This is a genomic window from Microbacterium alkaliflavum (assembly GCF_044325405.1).
GTDB classification, from domain to species: Bacteria; Actinomycetota; Actinomycetes; order Actinomycetales; family Microbacteriaceae; genus Microbacterium; species Microbacterium alkaliflavum.
Map to the genome: position 1 here is coordinate 534236 of NZ_JBIQWL010000003.1, position 17999 is coordinate 552234.

A 17999-nucleotide genomic window follows, 5' to 3' on the forward strand; every position below is an offset into this window, starting at 1 on the left:
CTCCGAGATGTCCGCCGAATGGGGGACTGGGAGCGCTTCCGCGGCCGTTCGTGATGAAAGCGTTATGTAATGTTCGCCGAGACGCCGCCTGATTGGCAGGAAGTGTCCGCTGCCTGGCCTACCCTCTAAGTACCGTGCCGGGGGGTGCGGAAGAAGTGATCACGAAGATCCCACAGGGAATCGTCGTGAGGGGGTGGCACATGTCTCTCTTCGGCGTTGGCTCGAACGCCTCATCGGCGCGCACCGCGACGAGGACGGCACCCGTGCCCGCACAGCATCCGTCGGCCCCGATCCCCGTGCTCGGGGCACCGCTCGGCAGCAATCTCCGGGTCGCGCTCGGCGAGGGCGGACCCCGCATCTTCCCGCTCATCATCGGCGGCGCGGAATTCGGGTGGAACGTCGACCTCGAGTCGAGCCATGCGATCCTCGACGCCTACGCCGAGCTCGGCGGCAACGCGATTCACACGGCCGACAGCTTCGCCGGCGGCCGCAGCGAGCACATCATCGGTCAGTGGCTCTCGTCGCGCGGCGTGCGCGACGAGGTCGTGCTCGGCGTCCGCGTCGGCGGCCACCCCGACAACCCCGGGCTCGGTCCCGTCAACCTCGTGCGCGCGGTGGAGGCATCCCTCACCCGCCTCGGCACCGACCGCATCGACGTGCTCTACCTCGACGCCGCCTCCGACGGCACCGCAGCGCTGGAAGACACCCTCGCGACGGCCGAGTGGCTCATCGAGTCGGGCAAGGCGCGCAATCTCGGCGCGATCGGCTACACGGCGGCGCAGCTCGTCGAGGCCCGCATCTTCGCATCGGCGGGATACCCCCGCATCACGGTGCTCGACGTGCCGTTCAACATCCTCCGCCGCCACGAGTTCGACTCCGATCTGCGCCTGGTGGCGGGCGCGCAGGGCATGGCCTTCACGCCGTCGCACGCGCTCGAGCACGGATTCCTCTCCGGCCGGCACCGCACCCGCACGCGCGGCAGCCTGTCGGTGCGCGGCGCGCAGCTCGCCGCGAGCCTCAACCGTCGCGGCACGCGCACCCTGCGCGCGCTCGACTCCGTGGGCGCCGAACTCGGTGTTCCGGATGCCGCGGTCGCTGTCGCCTGGCTGCTGCAGCAGAAGCTCGTCACGGCGCCGATCGTCAACGCCTACGCGCCCGAGCACGTGGAGGAGCTCGTGCAGGGCGTCGGCGTGCGGCTCAGCCGCGCGCAGCTCTCCGACATCGCGCGCGCGTCCGAGTAGGCCCGTCGCCGAGGGTCGCCGCCTCGCGCTGACGTAGGGTGGAGTGGTGCCCTTCGGGCACGTCAGAACCCCCGACGAAGCGAGCTCGAGTGACGCACTACATCTATCTCGTGCGGCACGGCGAGCACCAGGATGCCGAGCACGGCCTGGTCGACGGGCCCCTCTCTCCGCGCGGACGCCGACAGGCGTCGCTCCTCGCCGATCGCCTCTCCGGCGTGCCGCTCAACGCCGTCTGGCACTCACCGCTCGAGCGGGCCGCTCAGACGGCGCGAGCCGTCGCGGACCGCCTCCCCTCCGTGTCTCCCGAGCCGACGGCGCTGCTGTTCGACTGCGTCCCGACCGGCATGACCCCCGAGACGCCTTCGGTGTTCGAGCCGTTCTTCGGCGCCGTGACCGAGGCCGAGGTCGAGGCGGGGCGCGCGCAGATGGCGGATGCCGTCGGCGAGTTCCTCGTGCGCAAGCCCGGCGACGTGCACGAGCTGCTCATCACGCACAACTTCGTCATCGGATGGTTCGTGCGCGAAGTGCTCCAGGCGCCCGAATGGCGATGGATGACGCTCAACCAGGCGCACTGCGGTCTGACGGTGCTCGCGCAGAAGCAGGGGCGGCCGTGGACGCTCCTCGCTCACAACGATCTCGCGCACCTCCCCGTCGAGCTGCGCACGGGGCTTCCCGAGCAGTTCCCGTTCTAGCCCGTCAGGCGGCGGTGAGGGCCAGGATGGAGCCATGGCCAGACACTGGATCGCGACCGACTTCGGCGACCTCGACGTGCTGCGGCTCGTCGAGAACGGGGCTCCGGCCCCCGGCCCTGGCGAGGTGAAGATCGCCGTTCGCGCGGCGGGCGTCAACCCCGCCGACTTCAAGCACATCCGCAGCCCGAGGGCGCCGGGCGCCGAGGAGCCGCCGCTCCCGATCGGGTATGAGATCGCGGGCGTCGTGACGGCGCTCGGCCCTGCCGAGGACGGCGAGGGCTCGACGCGGATCGGATCGGGCGATGTCGCAGTCGGCGACGAGGTGCTCGCGTTCCGCATCAAGAGCGGCTACGCGACCGACGTGACGGTGCCCGCCCGCGACGTGTTCGCCAAGCCTGCAGGCCTCCCCTTCCCCGAGGCCGCGAACCTCCTGCTCGCCGGCTCCACGGCGGCCGAGATGCTGCACGTCACCCGGGTCGCGGAAGGCGACACGATCCTCGTGCACGCGGCATCCGGTGCTGTCGGCGTGAGCATCCTGCAGCAGGCGCGCCTTCTCGGCGCCCGCGCGATCGGCACGGCGAGCCGGGGCGGCTTCGAGGTCGTCGAGCGCTTCGGCGGAGTGCCGGTCGAGTACGGCGAGGGACTCGCCGAGCGGGTTCGGGATGCCGCGCCCGACGGCGTCGATGCCGCGCTCGACTGCGTCGGCACCGACGAGGCGGTCGACGTCTCGCTCGCGCTCGTCGCCGACCGCACGCGCATCGTGACGATCGTCGCGGGACAGCGGGCGAAGGCCGAAGGCTTCCAGATCATCGGCGGCGCCATGCCCGACAGCAAGCGGTTCCGCGACGGCATCCGCTCAGAGCTCATCCGGATGGCCGGCGCAGGCGAACTCGTCGTGCCCATGGCCCGCACGTATCCGCTCGATCAGGCCGTCGAGGCGCTCGAGTACGTGCGCAGCGGGCATCCCGGCGGAAAGGTCGCGCTCATCCCCTGACGAACGCGCTCAGAGCCGCTCGTCGTCGTCGGCCGCGGTGAGGCGCAGCCCGTACCAGCGGGTGGCGTTGGGGTTGTCGTTGTACGGCTCGATCTCGATGAAGCCGACGCTCGCGTACAGGCCGCCGGCGGCCTCGAGCGTGTGGTGGGTGTCGAGCACGAGCTCGTCGGCCCCCCAGTTGCGGGCGCGCCGTTCGAGGTCGTCGAGCAGCAGCCGACCCCAGCCGCGGCCGCGCGTCTCGGGGCGGAGGTAGAGGTGCTTCACCTCGTACCGCGCACCGTGCGGCCCGTCGGCGACGCGACGGATGCCTCCGCAGCCGACAGCGAGGTCGCCGTCGTCGAACAGCACGAGGAAGACGCCGTCGGGCGAGGTGAATGTCTGCACGGAGGGGAAGACGGTCGTGTACGCGTTGCCTGGGAACGTCTGGGCGCGCAGTGCGAAGTACTCCGTGAGCAGCCCGCGGGCGACGGCGGCGTCGACGGGCACGGGGCGCAGTTCGACCATGCCCCGAGCCTAACCGCGGCCGTCGCCGCCGGGCGGGTGATCCTGCGCGGCGGCGGCGGATCCGACCCCCATCTAGGCTGGAACCCATGACGACGCGCGTGGCCCTCGTGGGCGGCACCGGCAAGCTCGGCGGGATCATCCGCGACGTGGTGGAGACCGAGCCCGGCTTCGAGCTGGTCGCCGTGCTCTCGTCGCGCTCTCCGCTCAGCGAGCTCGACGGGGCCGACCTCGTCGTCGACGCCTCCACCCCCGCCGTCTCGATCGACGTCGTGCGTGCGGCGATCGAGCGCGGCCAGAACGTGCTCGTCGGCACTTCCGGCTGGTCGGCGGAGCGTATCGCCCTCATCCGGCCGCTCGCGAAGGCGGCCGGCACGGGGGCCGTGTTCATCCCGAACTTCTCGCTCGGCTCGGTCATCGGCTCGGCGCTCGCCGCCGCCGCCGCGCGCTTCTTCCCCTCCATCGAGATCATCGAGGCGCACCGCGAGACCAAGATCGACTCGCCCAGCGGCACCGCGGTGCGCACGGCCGAGCTCATCGGTGCGGCCCGCGCCGCCGTCGGTCCCGTCGAGTCGCCGCATGTGGACCAGCGTGCGCGCGGACAGCAGGTCGCGAGCGTGCCGATCCACTCGCTGCGCCGCCCCGGCGTCGTCGCCCGCCAGGAGACGATCCTCTCGGGGCCGGGGGAGTCGGTCACGATCGTCCACGACACGATCGAGCCTGCGCTCGCCTATGGCCCCGGCATCCGGCTCGCGCTCGCCGCCGCGCGCGACGCGCGAGAGGTCGTCGTCGGGCTCGACAGCTTCCTCGACATCGGCTTGCGCGTCCCCGGCGCGCCCGACGACAGTCCTGTCGACGAGGGCGGCGTGCCCGGCCAGGTGGCGCGGGCGACGAGCGCGTGAGCGCGCGCATCGGCGTCGCCGTCATGGCGGCGGTGCTCGCGCTGTACATCGTGCTCGTCGCGCAGCGCGGGTGGCTCCTGCTGACCAGCGGTGAGCCGATCGGCGTCGCGATGGGCGTCGCGATCTTCGTGCTGCCGGTCATCGCCGTGTGGGCGCTCGGTCGCGAGCTGTGGTTCGGCGTGCGGGCGGAGCGTCTGGGCCGCCGCCTCGAGGCGGAGGATTCGCTCCCCGACGACGAGGTCTCGGTCCGCCCCAGCGGACGTGTCGTCCGCGACGACGGAGACGCCGTCTTCCCCGCGTACGCCGCCGACGTCGAGGCGCATCCCGACGACTGGCGGGCGTGGTACCGACTCGGGCTCGCGTACGACGCGGCCGGCGACCGGCGCCGTGCCCGGGAGGCCGTACGGAAGGCGATCGCACTCGAGACCGCCGAACGCCGATCGGCCTGAGACTCGGCGAGCCGAGCGCCGATCGGCCTGAGACTCGGCGAGACCGCCGAGCGCCGATCGGCCTGAAGCCGCACCGACGCGACGCGCCGGGCTACCGCCCGATCACGATCTCCGTCGGCTGCGCGGCGGGTACGGCATCCGCGACCGCGTCCTCGACGGTCCTATGCCGGAAGGAGAATCCGGCTGCCTCGAGCACGGCCGGGCGCACGTCGGCATCCGTCGTGAGCAGCGCCTCGGTCGCATCCGGGCCGAGGGCGAGCCGCAGTCCCCACTCGGGCGCGCGCACGAGGTACGGCCGATTGAGCCGCATCGCAAGGGCGAATCCGAGGTCGTTGGCGTGCGCCGGCGTGGGCCCCGTGAGGTTGACCGGCCCCTCGATGTCGCGATCGATGACGTGCCGGATCGCAGCGATCTCGTCGTCGAGCGAGATCCACGGCCAGAGCTGCGTTCCCGTTCCGATCGGTCCGCTCACTCCGAGCTTCGTCAGCAGGACGAGCGGCTTCAGCACGCCTTCGGGGTGCACGATCGGCGCCGTGCGCAGCAGCGCCACGCGCGTCGCCGGGCCGGCTGCGAGGGCCGCCCCTTCCCACTCGCCGCAGAGATCGGCGAGGAACGATTCGCCGCGCGGCGAGCGCTCGGTCTGCACGCCGCGGGGTGTCGCGCCGTAGTAGCCGACCGCGGACGCGGAGACGAAAGCCGGAGCATCCGGCCCCAGCTCCCGCACGGCGCGCGCGAGCACCTGCGTCGGCGTGATCCGCGACCATACGAGCGTGTGCTTGTACGCGGCCGTCCACGGGAAGCGACCGACGCTCGCCCCGTTGAGCCCGACCACGGCCTGGGCGCCCTCGAGCACCCCGGGATCGAGAGGAGCGGCGTCCGTCAGCCACTCGACCTCGTCCGCGGCGCGGGGCGCCCGGCGCACGAGCCTGGTCACTTCGACGCCGTCGGCGCGCAGGCTCGCGACGAGCGCCGAGCCGATGAAGCCCGAGGCGCCCGCCACGACGACGCGGCGCGGCATCCGCTGTTCCCCCGAAGGGTCAGGCAAGCGACGCCTCGAGGGTGATCTCGATGCCCGCGAGGGCCTGCGAGACGGGGCATCCCTTCTTCGCACTCTCGGCGAGCGTCGCGAAGTCCTCGGGGCTCAGGCCCGGTACGACGGCTTCGACGTTGAGGTGGCTGCCCGTGATGCCCTTGCCGGGGATGAAGGTGACGGAGGCCGTCGTCTCGATGCTCTCGGGGGGAGTGCCGTTCTCGGTGAGGGCCGCGGAGAACGCCATGCTGAAGCACGACGAGTGGGCGGCCGCGATGAGCTCCTCGGGAGTCGTGACCGACGTGGACCCCTCGCTGCGGGCCTTCCAGTTCACCGTGAACGGGCCCTGGTTGGAGCTCTCGAGGGCGACCTCTCCGGTTCCCTCGGTGAGGGTTCCCTTCCACGTGGTGCTGGCTTCGCTCGTAACGCTCATCGTGTCCTCCGTGTCGGCGTGCGAGGACCCTCCAGGGCCCCCGCGGTCAGCCTAACGGCCGCTCCGACACGAGGGAACGGATTCGGCCCACCTCGTGGGAGCCGCTCAGACGGCGACGGGATGCTGCCGGCCGACGATGCCGACACGCTGCAGCAGCAGGTACATCTGGCATCCGAGGCACAGCCCGAAGGCCGCGTTGAGGAACGCGGCGACGAACGCCACGCCGGCCGCGATCGGCAGGGCCCAGGGCACGCCGAGCAGCTGGAGGACGAGGCCGAGGCCCACCACGACGAAGCCCACGCCCTGCGCGAACCGCGGCGGGCGCGGGTCTTCGAGTTCCTCCGGCGGCCCGAGCCGGGGCTGCACGACGACGCGGTAGAGCACGCCCCAGGGGGCCGTGCGGGGCGACAGGACGCCCCACAGGAACAGCAGCGCCGTGGCCAGCAGGAGCAGGAAGGCGGGGTCGAGGAGACGCTCGGCGACGGAGGCCTGCGCGATCGCCCAGCCACCCTCCGCGGTGTGCGCGGTGGACAGGCCCGTGAGTCCGAGCAGCACGTCGACGAGGAGGAGCAGCGACGTGATGCCCGCGGCGAAGCGCAGTCCACGCGGGTCGATGCCTGTCGGGGCGGACGTGCTAGACATTGGCGGCCTCTTCCGTCAGTCGGTTGAGCTCGAGCTCGAGCACATGGCGATTCGGCACGCCGCCGAACCGGGTCTGCACGACGCCGTCGCCGTCGAGGATGAGCGTCGTCGGTGTCTGGAGCACGTGGAAGTGCTTGGCGATGTCGGGGCGATGCGTGAGATCGACGTCCAGGTGCCGTACGCCGGGATGCTCGTCGGCGAGGGCTGAGAGCCTGCGGTGCACGCCGGGGCAGCGTGCGCAGAGCTCGGTGCTGAACTGGAGCAGAGTCGCGACCTCGCCGAGTCCGTCGGCGCCGAGACGCTCGGGCTGCACGACCTCGTGGGGGATGTGTCGCTGCGGACGATTCTGCCGCCACTGCAGGAAGGCGCCGAGCGCGATCGTCGCCGTCAGCAAGACGGCGAGAACGATCAGGGCCCCTACCAGATTCACAACTGAACAGCGTAACCCGTTTCACCTGAATGGATCCCGGGTGCTGTGAGTATGACGCCGGCCCCGTAACAAACCATCGGGCGGGGACGCGACGAACCATCGGTAGGGTGGCAGGCGTGAGCGACGCCGCAGACATTCCCGAGATCGAGTTCCGAAGCGATGTGACCGTCGAGCTGGTGCGAGCGAGCGCCTCCGACTCCGACGTGCTCTTCGCGGCGCGCGTGTCGACGCAGGGCGAGCAGACGCTGGATGCCGCCGCTGCCGGCACCGAGGCGACCGCCCGTGATCGCGGCCTCATCAACTACCTCATGCGCGACCGCCACGGCTCGCCGTTCGAGCACAACTCGATGACCTTCTACGTGCAGGCGCCGATCTTCGTGTTCCGCGAGTTCATGCGCCACCGCATCGCGTCGTACAACGAGGAGTCGGGCCGTTACCGCGAGCTGCGCCCCGTGTTCTATGTGCCGGCGCGCGAGCGCAACCTCGTGCAGGTCGGCAAGCCCGGCGCCTACGAGTTCCTGCCCGGCAGCGACGAGCAGTTCGAGACCGTCGACGCCGCGACGCGCGAGGCATCCACCCAGGCGTTCGCCGCTTACCAGCGCATGCTCGATGCCGATGTCGCGCGGGAGGTCGCGCGCATCGTCCTGCCGCTCAACATCTACTCGTCGATGTACGTCACGCTGAACGCGCGGTCGCTCATGAACTTCCTGTCGCTGCGGACCAAGGTGGAGGGGACGCATTTCCCGTCGTTCCCGCAGCGCGAGATCGAGATGTGCGCCGAGAAGATGGAGACGTTCTGGCGGGAGCGGATGCCTCTCACGCACGCCGCCTTCAACGCCAACGGCCGCGTCGCCCCCTGACATGGTGAGGACGGCCCTCGTCACGGGCGCGAGCTCGGGTCTGGGCGCCGAGTACGCGCGTCAGCTCGCCGCCCGCGGCGCCGACCTCGTGCTCGTCGCCCGCGACAGGGTCGCGCTCGACGAGCGCGCCGCCGAGCTGCGTGCCCGGTTCGGCGTCGGGGTCGAGGTGCTCGAGGCCGACCTGCTCAAGCGGCGGCAGCGTGAGAAGGTCGAACGCCGCCTGACCGAGCCGGACCGCCCCATCGAGGTGCTCGTCAACAGCGCGGGCTTCGGGCTCCCCCTCGATTTCGCCGGCAACGGGATCGAGGCCGAGGCGCGGCACCTCGCGCTGCACGTCGAGGTGACGATGCGGCTCATGCACGCGGCGCTCGGCCCGATGCTCGAACGGGGGAGCGGCCGCGTCCTCAATGTCGCGTCGGTCTCCGCGTTCATGCCGCGCTCGACCTACGGCGCGTGCAAGCGCTGGGTCGTCGACTTCAGCCGCTGGGCGAACGCCGAGTACGGCCCCCGCGGGGTGACGGTGACGGCCGTGTGCCCGGGCTTCACCCACACGAACTTCCACGAGCGCGCGGGTCTCCCGCCCGGTCAGGAGGGGATCGCCGACTTCCTCTGGCTGCAGGCCTCCGACGTCGTCTCCGAGTCGCTCCGCGACGCCGCGCGCGGCAAGGCCGTCTCGATCCCGTCGGCGCGGTACAAGGCGCTCACACGGCTCGTGCGGGTGCTGCCCGACTCGGTCGCGGCCCGGCTCGGACGCACCGGGCGCTGACGGGTCCGGGCGGGCTCGGGCCGAGCCGGCGCGGCTACTCGACCTGACGTCCCGTCAGCCGGATCTCCTCGATGTCGAGCTGCGCCTGCAGCGACCGCAGGACGGTGTCGTCGATGCGCCGCTCGTCGCGAAGCCGCAGCACGGCGTCGCGCTTGACCTGCATCGCGGCCAGACGGAGCCGCACGTACTGCTCCTTCGCGCGGGCGGTCTCGACGCCCTCCTCCGTCTCGCCGTCGGCTTCGAGCGCCGCGAGGTGCCGCTCCGTCTCGCGAGCGATCTTGTCGCGCACCTCGTCGTCGATGCCGAGTGCGCCGGCGAGGCGCGGCAGGGCGTCGAGGGCGGCGCGGGATGCCTCGCGCTGTGCGAGCAGCCGCTCGTCGCGCTGATCGTCGGAAGGGAGGTTCGCCCAGCGCACGAGGAGAGGGAGGAGCGGGCCCTGCACGGCGATCGTGAGCACGATGACGACGGCCGTCACGAAGACCACGAGGTCGCGCATCGGGAACGGGCCGCCGTCCATCACGGTGAGCGGGATCGCGAGCGCCGCCGCGAGTGAAACCGCCCCGCGGAAGCCCGCGAACGCGTTGAGCACGAGGGCGCGGGTCGGGGCGCGGAGCGTGCGCTGATACGGTCGGCGATCGAGTGCGCGGATGAGCCCCGTCATCGCGAACGTGAAGACGAGTCGCACGACCACGAGCGCGAGCCACACGATGACTCCGAGCAGGATGCCGAAGCCGAGGTCGCTCGCCGGAAGATCGCGCATGACCACCTGAAGCTCGACGCCGATCAGCACGAACAGGGCGCCGTTGAGGATGTAGGTGGTCAGCGTCCAGAACGACATGACCTGGTCGCGGGCCTCCGCACGCGCGACCCGCGGGCCGCGCCACGCCATCAGGAGGCCGCACACGACGACCGCGAGCACCCCGGATGCGTGCACGAGCTCGGCGGCGAGGAAGGCCGCGAAGGGCGTGACGATCATGCCGACGTTGCTCGCGAGCGTGTTCGGGATGCGGCGCAGGAACGTTCCGACGAGCCCGATGAGCAGGCCGATCCCGACGCCTCCGACATACGAGAGGGTGAGATCCCATGTGACCGAGAGGGGGGTCAGAGCCTCGGTGCCTGCGGCGGCGGCGACGGCGAGGCCGTAGATCACCAGCGCCGTGCCGTCGTTGATGAGGCTCTCGGCGCGCAGGACGGTCCGCTGACGCAGGGGCAGATCGCCCGCGAGGTTGCCGACCGCCGTCGCGTCGGTCGGGGCGAGCGCGGCCCCCATGACGAGGGCGATGGCCCACGGCATCCCGGCCATCCATCCCACGCCCGCGACGGCGAACGCCGTCACGACGACGAGGATCGTGCCGTTGATGAGGATGACGCGCACGAACCGGCGGCTCTCGCGCAGGGATGTCGTGAGGCTCTCCGAGAAGAGGATCGCGGGGAGGAAGAGCAGCAGCACGGCTTCGGAGGGCAGCTGCACATCGCGCAGCGCCGGCACGAAGCCCAGCAGCACGCCCAGCACGACCTGCACGAGCGCGAGCGGCACGCGCAGCCGCGGCGCGAGCACGGCGGCGGCGACGAGCGCCGCGCCGATCGCGACGATTGCTTCGAGTGCGAGCACGACGACCTCCTCGGGGCAGGGGGTGTGTCGTCAGCGTAGCGACAGGAGGAGGAGGCGGGGCCGCCCGACCGATAGCCTGAGAGCATGACGCACACGGGCAATCCCTTCGGACAGGTGCTCGTCGCGCTCGTCACCCCGATGACGGCCGACGGCGAGGTCGACTGGCCCGCGACCGAGAAGCACATCGACGACGTCATCACGGCGGGTGCCGACGGCATCGTCGTGACCGGCACGACGGGCGAGACCTCGACGCTCACCGACGCCGAGAAGATCCGCCTCGTCGAGGTCGGCAAGGATGTCGCGGCCGGCCGCGCCGCGATCATCACGGGCGGCGGCTCGAACGAGACCGCGCACGCCATCGAGCTCTACAAGGCGAGCGAGAAGGTCGGCGCCGACGGCATCATGATCGTCACGCCGTACTACAACAAGCCGACGCAGGCGGGCATCCTGACCCACTTCCGGCTCGTCGCCGATGCGACCGACCTTCCGGTGATCCTCTACGACATCCCCGGTCGCACGGGTGTGCCGATCCGGTACGAGACGATCCTGCGCCTCGCGAAGCACCCCAACATCCTCGCGATCAAAGACGCCAAGGGCGACTTCAGCGAGGTGAGCCGCGTGCTCAACCAGACCGACCTCATGTACTTCTCGGGCGACGACGCCAACGTGCTGCCGCACCTCGCGATCGGGGCGACGGGCCTCATCGGCGTGACGGCCAACATCGCCGCGCAGCCGTACCGTCAGATCGTGGATGCCGTCAACGCCGGCGATCTCGCGACCGCGACCGCGGCGCACCAGCAGCTCGAGCCGCTCGTGCGCGCCGTCATGACCCATGTCCCCGGCACGGTGTCGGCGAAGTACATCCTGCACGGCCTCGGCCGCATCGGCAGCCCCCGTGTGCGGCTGCCGCTGGTCGGGCCCGAAGAGTGGGAGGCGGCGAAGATCGAGGACGAGCTCGCGCTCGTGACGGACGTCCCCGGCGCCGACTTCTCGAACTTCCGCCCCGATCGCAACGCCGCCGCCGGCGGCGCGCTGCCCAAGGTCTCGGGAACCACGAGATGAGGCCCGCCGCGGCCGGTCGGAGCCGCGGCGAGCACGACCGCCGCGTTGGTGCGCGGCATCCGGAGGAAGACACCCATGCCCAGCACCGTGTACGACCCGCCCGCCCTCGAGCCGGGCACGCTCCGTGTGACGCCGCTCGGCGGCCTCGGCGAAGTCGGTCGCAACATGACGGTCTTCGAATACGACGGGAAGCTGCTGGTCGTCGACTGCGGCGTGCTCTTCCCTGAGGAGCATCAGCCCGGCGTCGACCTGATCCTGCCCGACTTCGAGCCGATCAAGAACCGGCTCGACGACATCGTCGGAGTCGTGCTGACGCACGGCCACGAGGACCACATCGGCGCCGTGCCGTACCTTCTGCGCCTCAAGCCCGACATCCCGCTGGTCGGGTCGGGCCTCACGCTCGCCCTCGTCGAGGCGAAGCTCAAGGAGCATCGCATCAAGCCGTACACGCTGACGGTGGCCGAGGGGCAGCGCGAGCAGCTCCACCCGTTCGAGCTCGACTTCATCGCGGTCAACCACTCGATCCCCGATGCGCTCGCGGTCGCGATCCGCACGCCCGCGGGGCTGGTCCTCGCGACGGGCGACTTCAAGATGGACCAGCTGCCCCTCGACGGGCGGCTCACCGACCTCCGTGCCTTCGCGCGCCTCGGGGAAGAGGGCGTCGATCTCTTCCTCGTCGATTCGACGAACGCCGACGTGCCGGGGTTCACGCCTCTCGAGCGGTCGATCGGTCCCGTGCTCGATCAGGTGATCGGCAAGGCGCCGCGTCGCGTCATCGTCGCGAGCTTCTCGAGCCACGTGCACCGTGTGCAGCAGGTGCTGGATGCCGCGGCCGCTCACGGCCGTCGCGTCGCGCTCCTCGGCCGGAGCATGGTGCGCAACATGTCGATCGCCGAGGAGCTGGGGTACCTCCATGTGCCCGAGGACATCCTGATCGACTACAAGAAGGCGCGCGAGCTGCCCGACGACCAGATCGTCTACATGTCGACGGGTTCGCAGGGCGAGCCGATGGCGGTGCTGAGCCGCATGGCCAATCTCGACCACGAGATCGAGCCGGGGCCCGGCGACACCGTGATCCTGGCCTCGAGCCTGATCCCCGGCAACGAGAACGCCGTCTACCGCGTCATCGACGGGCTCACCAAGCACGGGGCCAACGTCGTGCACAAGGGCAACGCCAAGGTGCATGTGTCGGGCCACGCGGCCGCCGGCGAGCTGCTCTACTGCTACAACATCCTCAAGCCCCGCAACGTGCTCCCCGTGCACGGCGAATACCGGCACCTCATCGCCAACGCCCGCCTCGCTCAGGACACCGGCGTGCGGGAGGACCGCACCCTGATCGCCGAGAATGGCACCGTCGTCGACCTCAAGGACGGCGTCGCGCGCGCCGTCGGCCAGCTCGACCTCGGCTTCGTCTACGTCGACGGCTCGACGGTGGGCGAGATCACGGATGCCGACCTCAAGGACCGCCGGATCCTCGGCGAGGAGGGCTTCATCTCTGTCATCGTCGTGGTCGACGCCGCGACGGGCAAGATCATCTCGGGCCCCGAGATCCACGCCCGCGGCTTCGCGGAGGACGACGCGGTGTTCGAGAGCGTCAAGCCGAAGATCGCCGCGGCGCTGACCGAGGCCGCGCAGTCCGGCGTCCGCGACCAGCACGCGCTGTCGCAGGTCGTGCGCCGCACGATCGGCCGCTGGGTCAACCAGTCGCTGCGCCGCCGGCCGATGATCGTGCCGCTCGTCATCGAGGCGTAACAGCCCCGACACGGGCGATTCCGGCGTCGCCGGTAAAATCCGAGCATGCCCTCCTCGTTCGAGATCCGCCCGGCTCGCCAGTCGGACGGCGCCTTCCTCGGCGACATGGTCGTCGAGGCGGCCAACTGGAGGAGCGGGGGAGCGCGTCCGCGGCACCAGGTGCTGACGAGCCCCGAGCACAGCCGCTACGTGTCGGGCTGGATGCGGCCGGGCGACGCCGGGTACGTCGCACTGGATCCGCACGGCGAGCCGATCGGAGCCGCGTGGTATCGCATGCTGCCCCGCAGCGACCCCGGCTTCGGCTACATCGGCACCGGCGTGCCCGAGCTCATCATCGGCGTGCGGCCCATCTGGCGGGCGCACGGCGTCGGTCGCGCCCTGCTGCAGCGGCTGTGCGACCACGCGCGCGCGCAGGGATACGCCCGCCTCAGCCTCAGCGTCGAGCGCGGCAACTTCGCCGTGACGCTGTATCGCAGCGAGGGTTTCGCCGTCACGCAGAGCGGCTTCGGGCGCGACACGATGGTCAAGCGCCTGCGCTGAGCCGAGTCGCTCCGCGCGATTGTCGGCGACGCGATCTACCGTGGAGGAATGGCCAGGAGCTCCAGCAGCCCGACCTCGAACGGTCGCGCGCCCTCGAAGAGCTCGTCGTCGCGCGCCCGCAAGCCCGAACCGGCACCCAAGCGTTACGTCGGCGAGCAGGACAAGCCCCCCGTCGTCGCACGGGCGTGGCTCGGACTCGCACACGCGACCGGCGGACTGTTCCGCGCGTTCGGGCCAGAGACGCTCGAGAAGGACCAGCGTCGCGACGGCTTCCCGTTCCTGCTGGTGCTGCTGGCGATCGCCGGCGCCGTCGTGGAGTGGTTCTTCATCGGCTCCGAGGTCGCCCAGACCATCAGCGCCTACTCGGCGGGCGCGCTCGTCGGCCGCGTCGCGTTCGTGCTCCCCGTGCTGCTCATGCTGCTGGCAGGCTGGCTGTTCCGGCATCCTTCCTCCGTCCACGACAACGGGCGCATCGGCATCGGCTTCGGCCTCTTCGTCCTGACGATCGCGGGCTTCTGCCACGTGCTCGGCGGACGCCCGCAGCCGCGCGAAGGACTGCCCGCCCTGAGCCAGGCCGGCGGCGTGCTCGGCTGGATGATCGGCGAGCCGCTCGCGATGCTGCTCACGGAGGTCGGCGCGTGCATCGTGCTCGGACTGCTGGCCGTGCTCAGCATCCTGATCCTCACCAAGACGCCGCCCAACCGCATCGGGCGCCGCCTCGGCGACCTGTACGCGTGGATGTTCGGCGACGAGCGCCCCGAGCGGTCCGAGGCGGCCGCGGCCGCCCCGGCTGCGGACGACGCCGAGGCCTCGGTGCCCTGGTGGCGGCGCAACAAGACGGGCCGCGAGCAGGATCCCGAAGGCGGGATCGGCTCGCAGGACCTCACGGAGCTCCTCCCGCCAGGCTCGTCGCAGGGCGGCTTCGACAAGGCCGTCACGACGCCGACGCCGGCGCCGGCGCCCGCGGCGCCCGACGCGATCACCGAGCTCTTCGACGCCGCTGCCCTCGCGGCGCCCGCGCCGAAGGGCCGCAAGGCCGACACGGCGCTCCGCGACGACGACGCCGCGATCGACGGCGAGCTGCCCGGGCTCTCGGGCATCGGCACCGACGCGCCGCACGCGTCGCCGTCGACGCCGTATCGCCTGCCGTCGGTCAACGCGCTCGCGGCCGGCAGCCCGCACAAGGCGCGCTCGGCGGCCAACGACGAGGTCGTGCGCGCCATCACGAGCGTGCTGGAGCAGTTCCAGGTCGACGCGCGCGTCACGGGCTTCTCGCGCGGTCCGACGGTGACGCAGTACGAGATCGAGGTGGGGCACGGCGTCAAGGTCGAGCGCATCACGGCCCTCCAGAACAACATCGCCTACGCCGTCGCCTCCAACGAGGTGCGCATCCTCGCGCCCATCCCGGGCAAGAGCGCGATCGGCGTCGAGATCCCCAACGCCGACCGCGAGATCGTGACGCTCGGCGACATCCTCCGCTCGCCCGCCGCGCAGCAGTCGACGCATCCCATGACGATCGGCGTCGGCAAGGACGTCGGCGGCGGCTACGTCGTGGCCAACCTCGCCAAGATGCCCCACCTGCTCGTCGCGGGATCCACGGGCTCGGGCAAGTCCAGCTTCGTCAACTCGATGATCACGAGCCTGCTGATGCGGGCGAAGCCGGCCGACGTGCGCATGGTGCTCATCGACCCCAAGCGCGTCGAGCTCACCTCGTACGCGGGCGTCCCTCATCTCATCACTCCCATCATCACGAACCCCAAGAAGGCGGCCGAGGCGCTGCAGTGGGTCGTGAAGGAGATGGACATGCGGTACGACGACCTCGCGTCGTTCGGCTTCCGCCACATCGACGACTTCAACCGCGCCGTCGTCGCCGGCGAGGTCAACGTGCCGCCGGGCAGCCAGCGCGTGCTCAAGCCCTACCCGTACCTCCTCGTCGTCGTCGACGAGCTCGCCGACCTCATGATGGTCGCCCCGCGCGACGTCGAGGACTCGATCGTGCGCATCACGCAGCTCGCCCGCGCATCGGGCATCCACCTCGTGCTCGCGACGCAGCGCCCGTCCGTCGACGTCGTGACGGGCCTCATCAAGGCGAACGTCCCGTCGCGTCTCGCCTTCGCCGTCACGAGCGTCACCGACTCGCGCGTCATCCTCGACCAGCCCGGTGCCGACCGCCTCATCGGCCAGGGCGACGGCCTCTTCCTCCCCATGGGCGCCTCCAAGGCGCTGCGCGTGCAGGGCGCGTGGGTGAGCGAGCAGGAGATCGAGAAGGTCGTCGCGCACGTCACGCAGCAGGCCCGCCCCGAGTACCGGGACGACGTCGAGGCGGCAGCCGAGAAGAAGCAGATCGACGCCGACATCGGCGACGACCTCGAGCTCCTGCTCGCCGCGGCGGAGCAGATCATCTCGACGCAGTTCGGCTCGACGTCGATGCTCCAGCGCAAGCTGCGCGTCGGATTCGCGAAGGCGGGGCGCCTCATGGATCTCCTCGAATCCCGCGAGATCGTCGGCCCTTCCGAGGGCTCGAAGGCGCGCGACGTGCTCGTCACGCCGGAGCAGCTCCCCGAGGTGCTCGCCCGGCTCCGCGGCGACGATGTGCCGGTCGCCGCGCCCGCAGCGCCTGCGTCCGACCCGGGGACTCTCGACTACGGCCCCGACGCCGTGGAGTCGCAGTACGAGGGCTACCCGGTGGTCGAAAGCGACGGCGACGAGGATGCCTGGGGCCTGACCGGACGGGACTGATCCGCCTGCGGCCGCGGCAATTGCATGCGGGGCGCAGGAGGTTGCGCCGAGGACGCCTTCGAGGCGCTCGGATTTCCACAGGGGTTCGCACGGCGCGGGTAGGCTCAGGCCATGGCGATCCCGCGGCAGCTGCCGAACACCATCACGATCGTCCGCATTCTCTGCGCGCCGGTCTTCCTGTGGATGCTCCTCGCCGACGACGGCGCAGACGGGCCGCTGCGGTGGTGGGCGGCCGTGCTCTTCATCGTCGCGATCGCGACCGACGGCATCGACGGCTGGATCGCGCGTCGGAACGACATCGTCACGAACCTCGGCAAGCTCCTCGACCCGATCGCCGACAAGGTGCTCACGGGCTTCGCGTTCATCGGCCTGTCGATCCTCGGCGAGCTCCCGTGGTGGGTCACGGCCATCGTCCTGATCCGCGAGATCGGCATCACCGTCTACCGGTTCGTCGTCGTCAGCGACCACGTGCTCGCGGCGGCGTGGATGGGCAAGCTCAAGACCCTCGCTCAGGGCGTCGCGCTGTCGCTGGCCCTCCTTCCCCTCTGGACGCTCGTCGGCGACTGGATCTGGTGGGTCAACGGCGTCGTCATGACGATCGCCGTCGTCCTGACGATCACGAGCGGCATCGACGTGGTCGTGAGCGAAGTGCGGGCGGGCCGCGCGAAGAAGGAAGGACGCGCGGCGTGACGCTCCGATCGAACGGCACCGGACTGCCCGACGACGCCGAGATCACCCTGCAGCGCGATCGGCGCACCGACGCCGAGCGCCTCCTCGACAGGCTGGGCGAGCTCGGCTGGACGATCGGCATCGCGGAGTCGCTGACCGGCGGCCTCGTCGTCTCCACCCTCGTCGCGGTGCCCGGTGCCTCCGCCGTCGTGCGCGGCGGCATCGTGGCCTACGCGACGGAGCTCAAGCACACGCTGCTCGGCGTCGACCCGACGCTTCTCGATGCCCACGGCCCCGTCCATCCGCGCGTTGCGCGGCAGATGGCCGAGGGCGTCCGGATGCGACTCGGCCTCGATGACGGGCCCTGCGACGTCGGCATCTCCACGACCGGCATCGCCGGCCCCGACTCGCCCGACGGGCAGCCCGTCGGCACGGTCCACATCGGCGTCGCCACCCCCCTCGGGACGCGCGTCGACTCGCTGGAGCTCACCGGGTCGCGCGACGAGATCCGCGCCGAGACCGTCCGCCGTGCCGTGCGGACGGCGCTGGAGGCCCTGTAATCCTCGGGCAGCACGTTCTCCGACGGAAACGTGTGTCGCCGGGAATGCGCGAGGTTTCGTGTCGGTTACATTCCGCGATTCCCACCCGTTACCCAGCGCCTGGGATTAGATTGACCGTATCCGGT

At 71.1% G+C, this 17999-nt stretch carries 19 protein-coding genes; 13 read left to right on the forward strand and 6 right to left on the reverse strand.

The genetic code is table 11. The features are described from left to right. The first annotated feature begins 200 nt into the window (after positions 1–200). The 3 genes from ACH3VR_RS11510 to ACH3VR_RS11520 all read left to right on the forward strand — a co-directional run bounded on the left by ACH3VR_RS11510 (position 201) and on the right by ACH3VR_RS11520 (position 2927). Entirely contained in the window at positions 201–1241 is a 1041-nt protein-coding gene (locus tag ACH3VR_RS11510) for an aldo/keto reductase (RefSeq protein ID WP_397556432.1), read from the forward strand. 89 nt (positions 1242–1330) lie between these two features. Next, entirely contained in the window at positions 1331–1933 is a 603-nt protein-coding gene (locus ACH3VR_RS11515; protein ID WP_397556433.1) for a histidine phosphatase family protein, read from the forward strand. A gap of 34 nt (positions 1934–1967) precedes the next feature. After that, positions 1968–2927, forward strand: coding sequence for a quinone oxidoreductase family protein (locus ACH3VR_RS11520; protein ID WP_397556434.1), 960 nt, complete (start codon positions 1968–1970; stop codon positions 2925–2927). 9 nt (positions 2928–2936) lie between these two features. Here the strand turns inward: ACH3VR_RS11520 and ACH3VR_RS11525 are convergent, their stop codons facing one another. Beyond that, positions 2937–3431, reverse strand: a complete 495-nt coding sequence (locus tag ACH3VR_RS11525) for a GNAT family N-acetyltransferase (RefSeq protein ID WP_397556435.1) — start codon at positions 3429–3431, stop codon at positions 2937–2939. 86 nt (positions 3432–3517) lie between these two features. Here ACH3VR_RS11525 and ACH3VR_RS11530 point away from each other — a divergent pair, with 86 nt between their 5' ends. Next, complete coding sequence (locus tag ACH3VR_RS11530; RefSeq protein WP_397556436.1) at positions 3518–4330, forward strand: 4-hydroxy-tetrahydrodipicolinate reductase; 813 nt, start codon at positions 3518–3520, stop codon at positions 4328–4330. After that, positions 4327–4779: a hypothetical protein gene (locus ACH3VR_RS11535; protein WP_397556437.1), complete on the forward strand. Its 453-nt coding sequence runs from the start codon at positions 4327–4329 to the stop codon at positions 4777–4779. Before ACH3VR_RS11530 ends, ACH3VR_RS11535 begins: the two co-directional genes overlap by 4 nt. 91 nt (positions 4780–4870) lie before the next feature. Here ACH3VR_RS11535 and ACH3VR_RS11540 read toward each other — a convergent pair whose 3' ends face one another. The 4 genes from ACH3VR_RS11540 to ACH3VR_RS11555 form a co-directional block, all read right to left on the reverse strand. Next, complete coding sequence (locus ACH3VR_RS11540; RefSeq protein WP_397556514.1) at positions 4871–5797, reverse strand: TIGR01777 family oxidoreductase; 927 nt, start codon at positions 5795–5797, stop codon at positions 4871–4873. A gap of 19 nt (positions 5798–5816) precedes the next feature. Further along, on the reverse strand, positions 5817–6242 hold the full coding sequence (locus ACH3VR_RS11545; protein WP_397556438.1) for an OsmC family peroxiredoxin: 426 nt from the start codon (positions 6240–6242) through the stop codon (positions 5817–5819). A gap of 105 nt (positions 6243–6347) precedes the next feature. After that, positions 6348–6884: a DUF4395 domain-containing protein gene (locus ACH3VR_RS11550; RefSeq protein ID WP_397556439.1), complete on the reverse strand. Its 537-nt coding sequence runs from the start codon at positions 6882–6884 to the stop codon at positions 6348–6350. Further along, positions 6877–7314 carry a TlpA family protein disulfide reductase gene (locus ACH3VR_RS11555; protein ID WP_397556440.1) on the reverse strand — a complete coding sequence of 146 codons (438 nt, stop codon included), beginning with the start codon at positions 7312–7314 and terminating at the stop codon, positions 6877–6879. Before ACH3VR_RS11555 ends, ACH3VR_RS11550 begins: the two co-directional genes overlap by 8 nt. A gap of 116 nt (positions 7315–7430) precedes the next feature. Between ACH3VR_RS11555 and thyX the strand changes: the two genes are divergently transcribed. Next, positions 7431–8174 (forward strand): FAD-dependent thymidylate synthase, encoded by a 744-nt coding sequence (gene thyX / locus ACH3VR_RS11560; protein ID WP_397556441.1) that lies wholly within the window; start codon positions 7431–7433, stop codon positions 8172–8174. A gap of 1 nt (position 8175) precedes the next feature. Continuing rightward, the gene (locus tag ACH3VR_RS11565; RefSeq protein ID WP_397556442.1) at positions 8176–8940 is read left to right on the forward strand and encodes an SDR family NAD(P)-dependent oxidoreductase; all 765 of its coding nucleotides are present in this window, start codon (positions 8176–8178) and stop codon (positions 8938–8940) included. A gap of 34 nt (positions 8941–8974) precedes the next feature. Here the strand turns inward: ACH3VR_RS11565 and ACH3VR_RS11570 are convergent, their stop codons facing one another. Continuing rightward, a complete protein-coding gene (locus ACH3VR_RS11570; protein WP_397556443.1) occupies positions 8975–10552 on the reverse strand; it encodes a Na+/H+ antiporter in 1578 nt (525 codons plus the stop codon). Positions 10553–10636: 84 nt separating this feature from the next. On the opposite strand from ACH3VR_RS11570, the gene dapA reads away from it, so the two are divergent. The 6 genes from dapA (at position 10637) to ACH3VR_RS11600 (ending at position 17874) form a co-directional block, all read left to right on the forward strand. Next, positions 10637–11614, forward strand: coding sequence for a 4-hydroxy-tetrahydrodipicolinate synthase (gene dapA / locus ACH3VR_RS11575; RefSeq protein ID WP_397556444.1), 978 nt, complete (start codon positions 10637–10639; stop codon positions 11612–11614). A gap of 75 nt (positions 11615–11689) precedes the next feature. Next, a complete protein-coding gene (locus tag ACH3VR_RS11580) occupies positions 11690–13366 on the forward strand; it encodes a ribonuclease J (RefSeq protein ID WP_397556445.1) in 1677 nt (558 codons plus the stop codon). 45 nt (positions 13367–13411) lie between these two features. After that, the gene (locus ACH3VR_RS11585; RefSeq protein WP_397556446.1) at positions 13412–13906 is read left to right on the forward strand and encodes a GNAT family N-acetyltransferase; all 495 of its coding nucleotides are present in this window, start codon (positions 13412–13414) and stop codon (positions 13904–13906) included. Between the two features lie 48 nt (positions 13907–13954). Then, positions 13955–16645, forward strand: a complete 2691-nt coding sequence (locus ACH3VR_RS11590) for an FtsK/SpoIIIE family DNA translocase (RefSeq protein ID WP_397556447.1) — start codon at positions 13955–13957, stop codon at positions 16643–16645. 111 nt (positions 16646–16756) lie between these two features. After that, the gene (gene pgsA / locus ACH3VR_RS11595; protein WP_397556448.1) at positions 16757–17335 is read left to right on the forward strand and encodes a CDP-diacylglycerol--glycerol-3-phosphate 3-phosphatidyltransferase; all 579 of its coding nucleotides are present in this window, start codon (positions 16757–16759) and stop codon (positions 17333–17335) included. Positions 17336–17358: 23 nt separating this feature from the next. Then, positions 17359–17874, forward strand: coding sequence for a CinA family protein (locus tag ACH3VR_RS11600; protein WP_397556515.1), 516 nt, complete (start codon positions 17359–17361; stop codon positions 17872–17874). Positions 17875–17999: the final 125 nt, after the last annotated feature.

Coding starts and splice junctions, on each gene's coding strand:
- ACH3VR_RS11530 (WP_397556436.1), top strand. CDS start 3,518: ATGACGACGCGCGTGGCCCTCGTGGGCGGCACCGGCAAGCTCGGCGGG.
- ACH3VR_RS11565 (WP_397556442.1), top strand. CDS start 8,176: ATGGTGAGGACGGCCCTCGTCACGGGCGCGAGCTCGGGTCTGGGCGCC.
- ACH3VR_RS11540 (WP_397556514.1), bottom strand. CDS start 5,797: ATGCCGCGCCGCGTCGTCGTGGCGGGCGCCTCGGGCTTCATCGGCTCG.
- pgsA (WP_397556448.1), top strand. CDS start 16,757: ATGGCGATCCCGCGGCAGCTGCCGAACACCATCACGATCGTCCGCATT.
- ACH3VR_RS11525 (WP_397556435.1), bottom strand. CDS start 3,431: ATGGTCGAACTGCGCCCCGTGCCCGTCGACGCCGCCGTCGCCCGCGGG.
- ACH3VR_RS11510 (WP_397556432.1), top strand. CDS start 201: ATGTCTCTCTTCGGCGTTGGCTCGAACGCCTCATCGGCGCGCACCGCG.
- ACH3VR_RS11520 (WP_397556434.1), top strand. CDS start 1,968: ATGGCCAGACACTGGATCGCGACCGACTTCGGCGACCTCGACGTGCTG.
- ACH3VR_RS11590 (WP_397556447.1), top strand. CDS start 13,955: ATGGCCAGGAGCTCCAGCAGCCCGACCTCGAACGGTCGCGCGCCCTCG.
- ACH3VR_RS11580 (WP_397556445.1), top strand. CDS start 11,690: ATGCCCAGCACCGTGTACGACCCGCCCGCCCTCGAGCCGGGCACGCTC.
- ACH3VR_RS11545 (WP_397556438.1), bottom strand. CDS start 6,242: ATGAGCGTTACGAGCGAAGCCAGCACCACGTGGAAGGGAACCCTCACC.
- ACH3VR_RS11550 (WP_397556439.1), bottom strand. CDS start 6,884: ATGTCTAGCACGTCCGCCCCGACAGGCATCGACCCGCGTGGACTGCGC.
- dapA (WP_397556444.1), top strand. CDS start 10,637: ATGACGCACACGGGCAATCCCTTCGGACAGGTGCTCGTCGCGCTCGTC.
- ACH3VR_RS11585 (WP_397556446.1), top strand. CDS start 13,412: ATGCCCTCCTCGTTCGAGATCCGCCCGGCTCGCCAGTCGGACGGCGCC.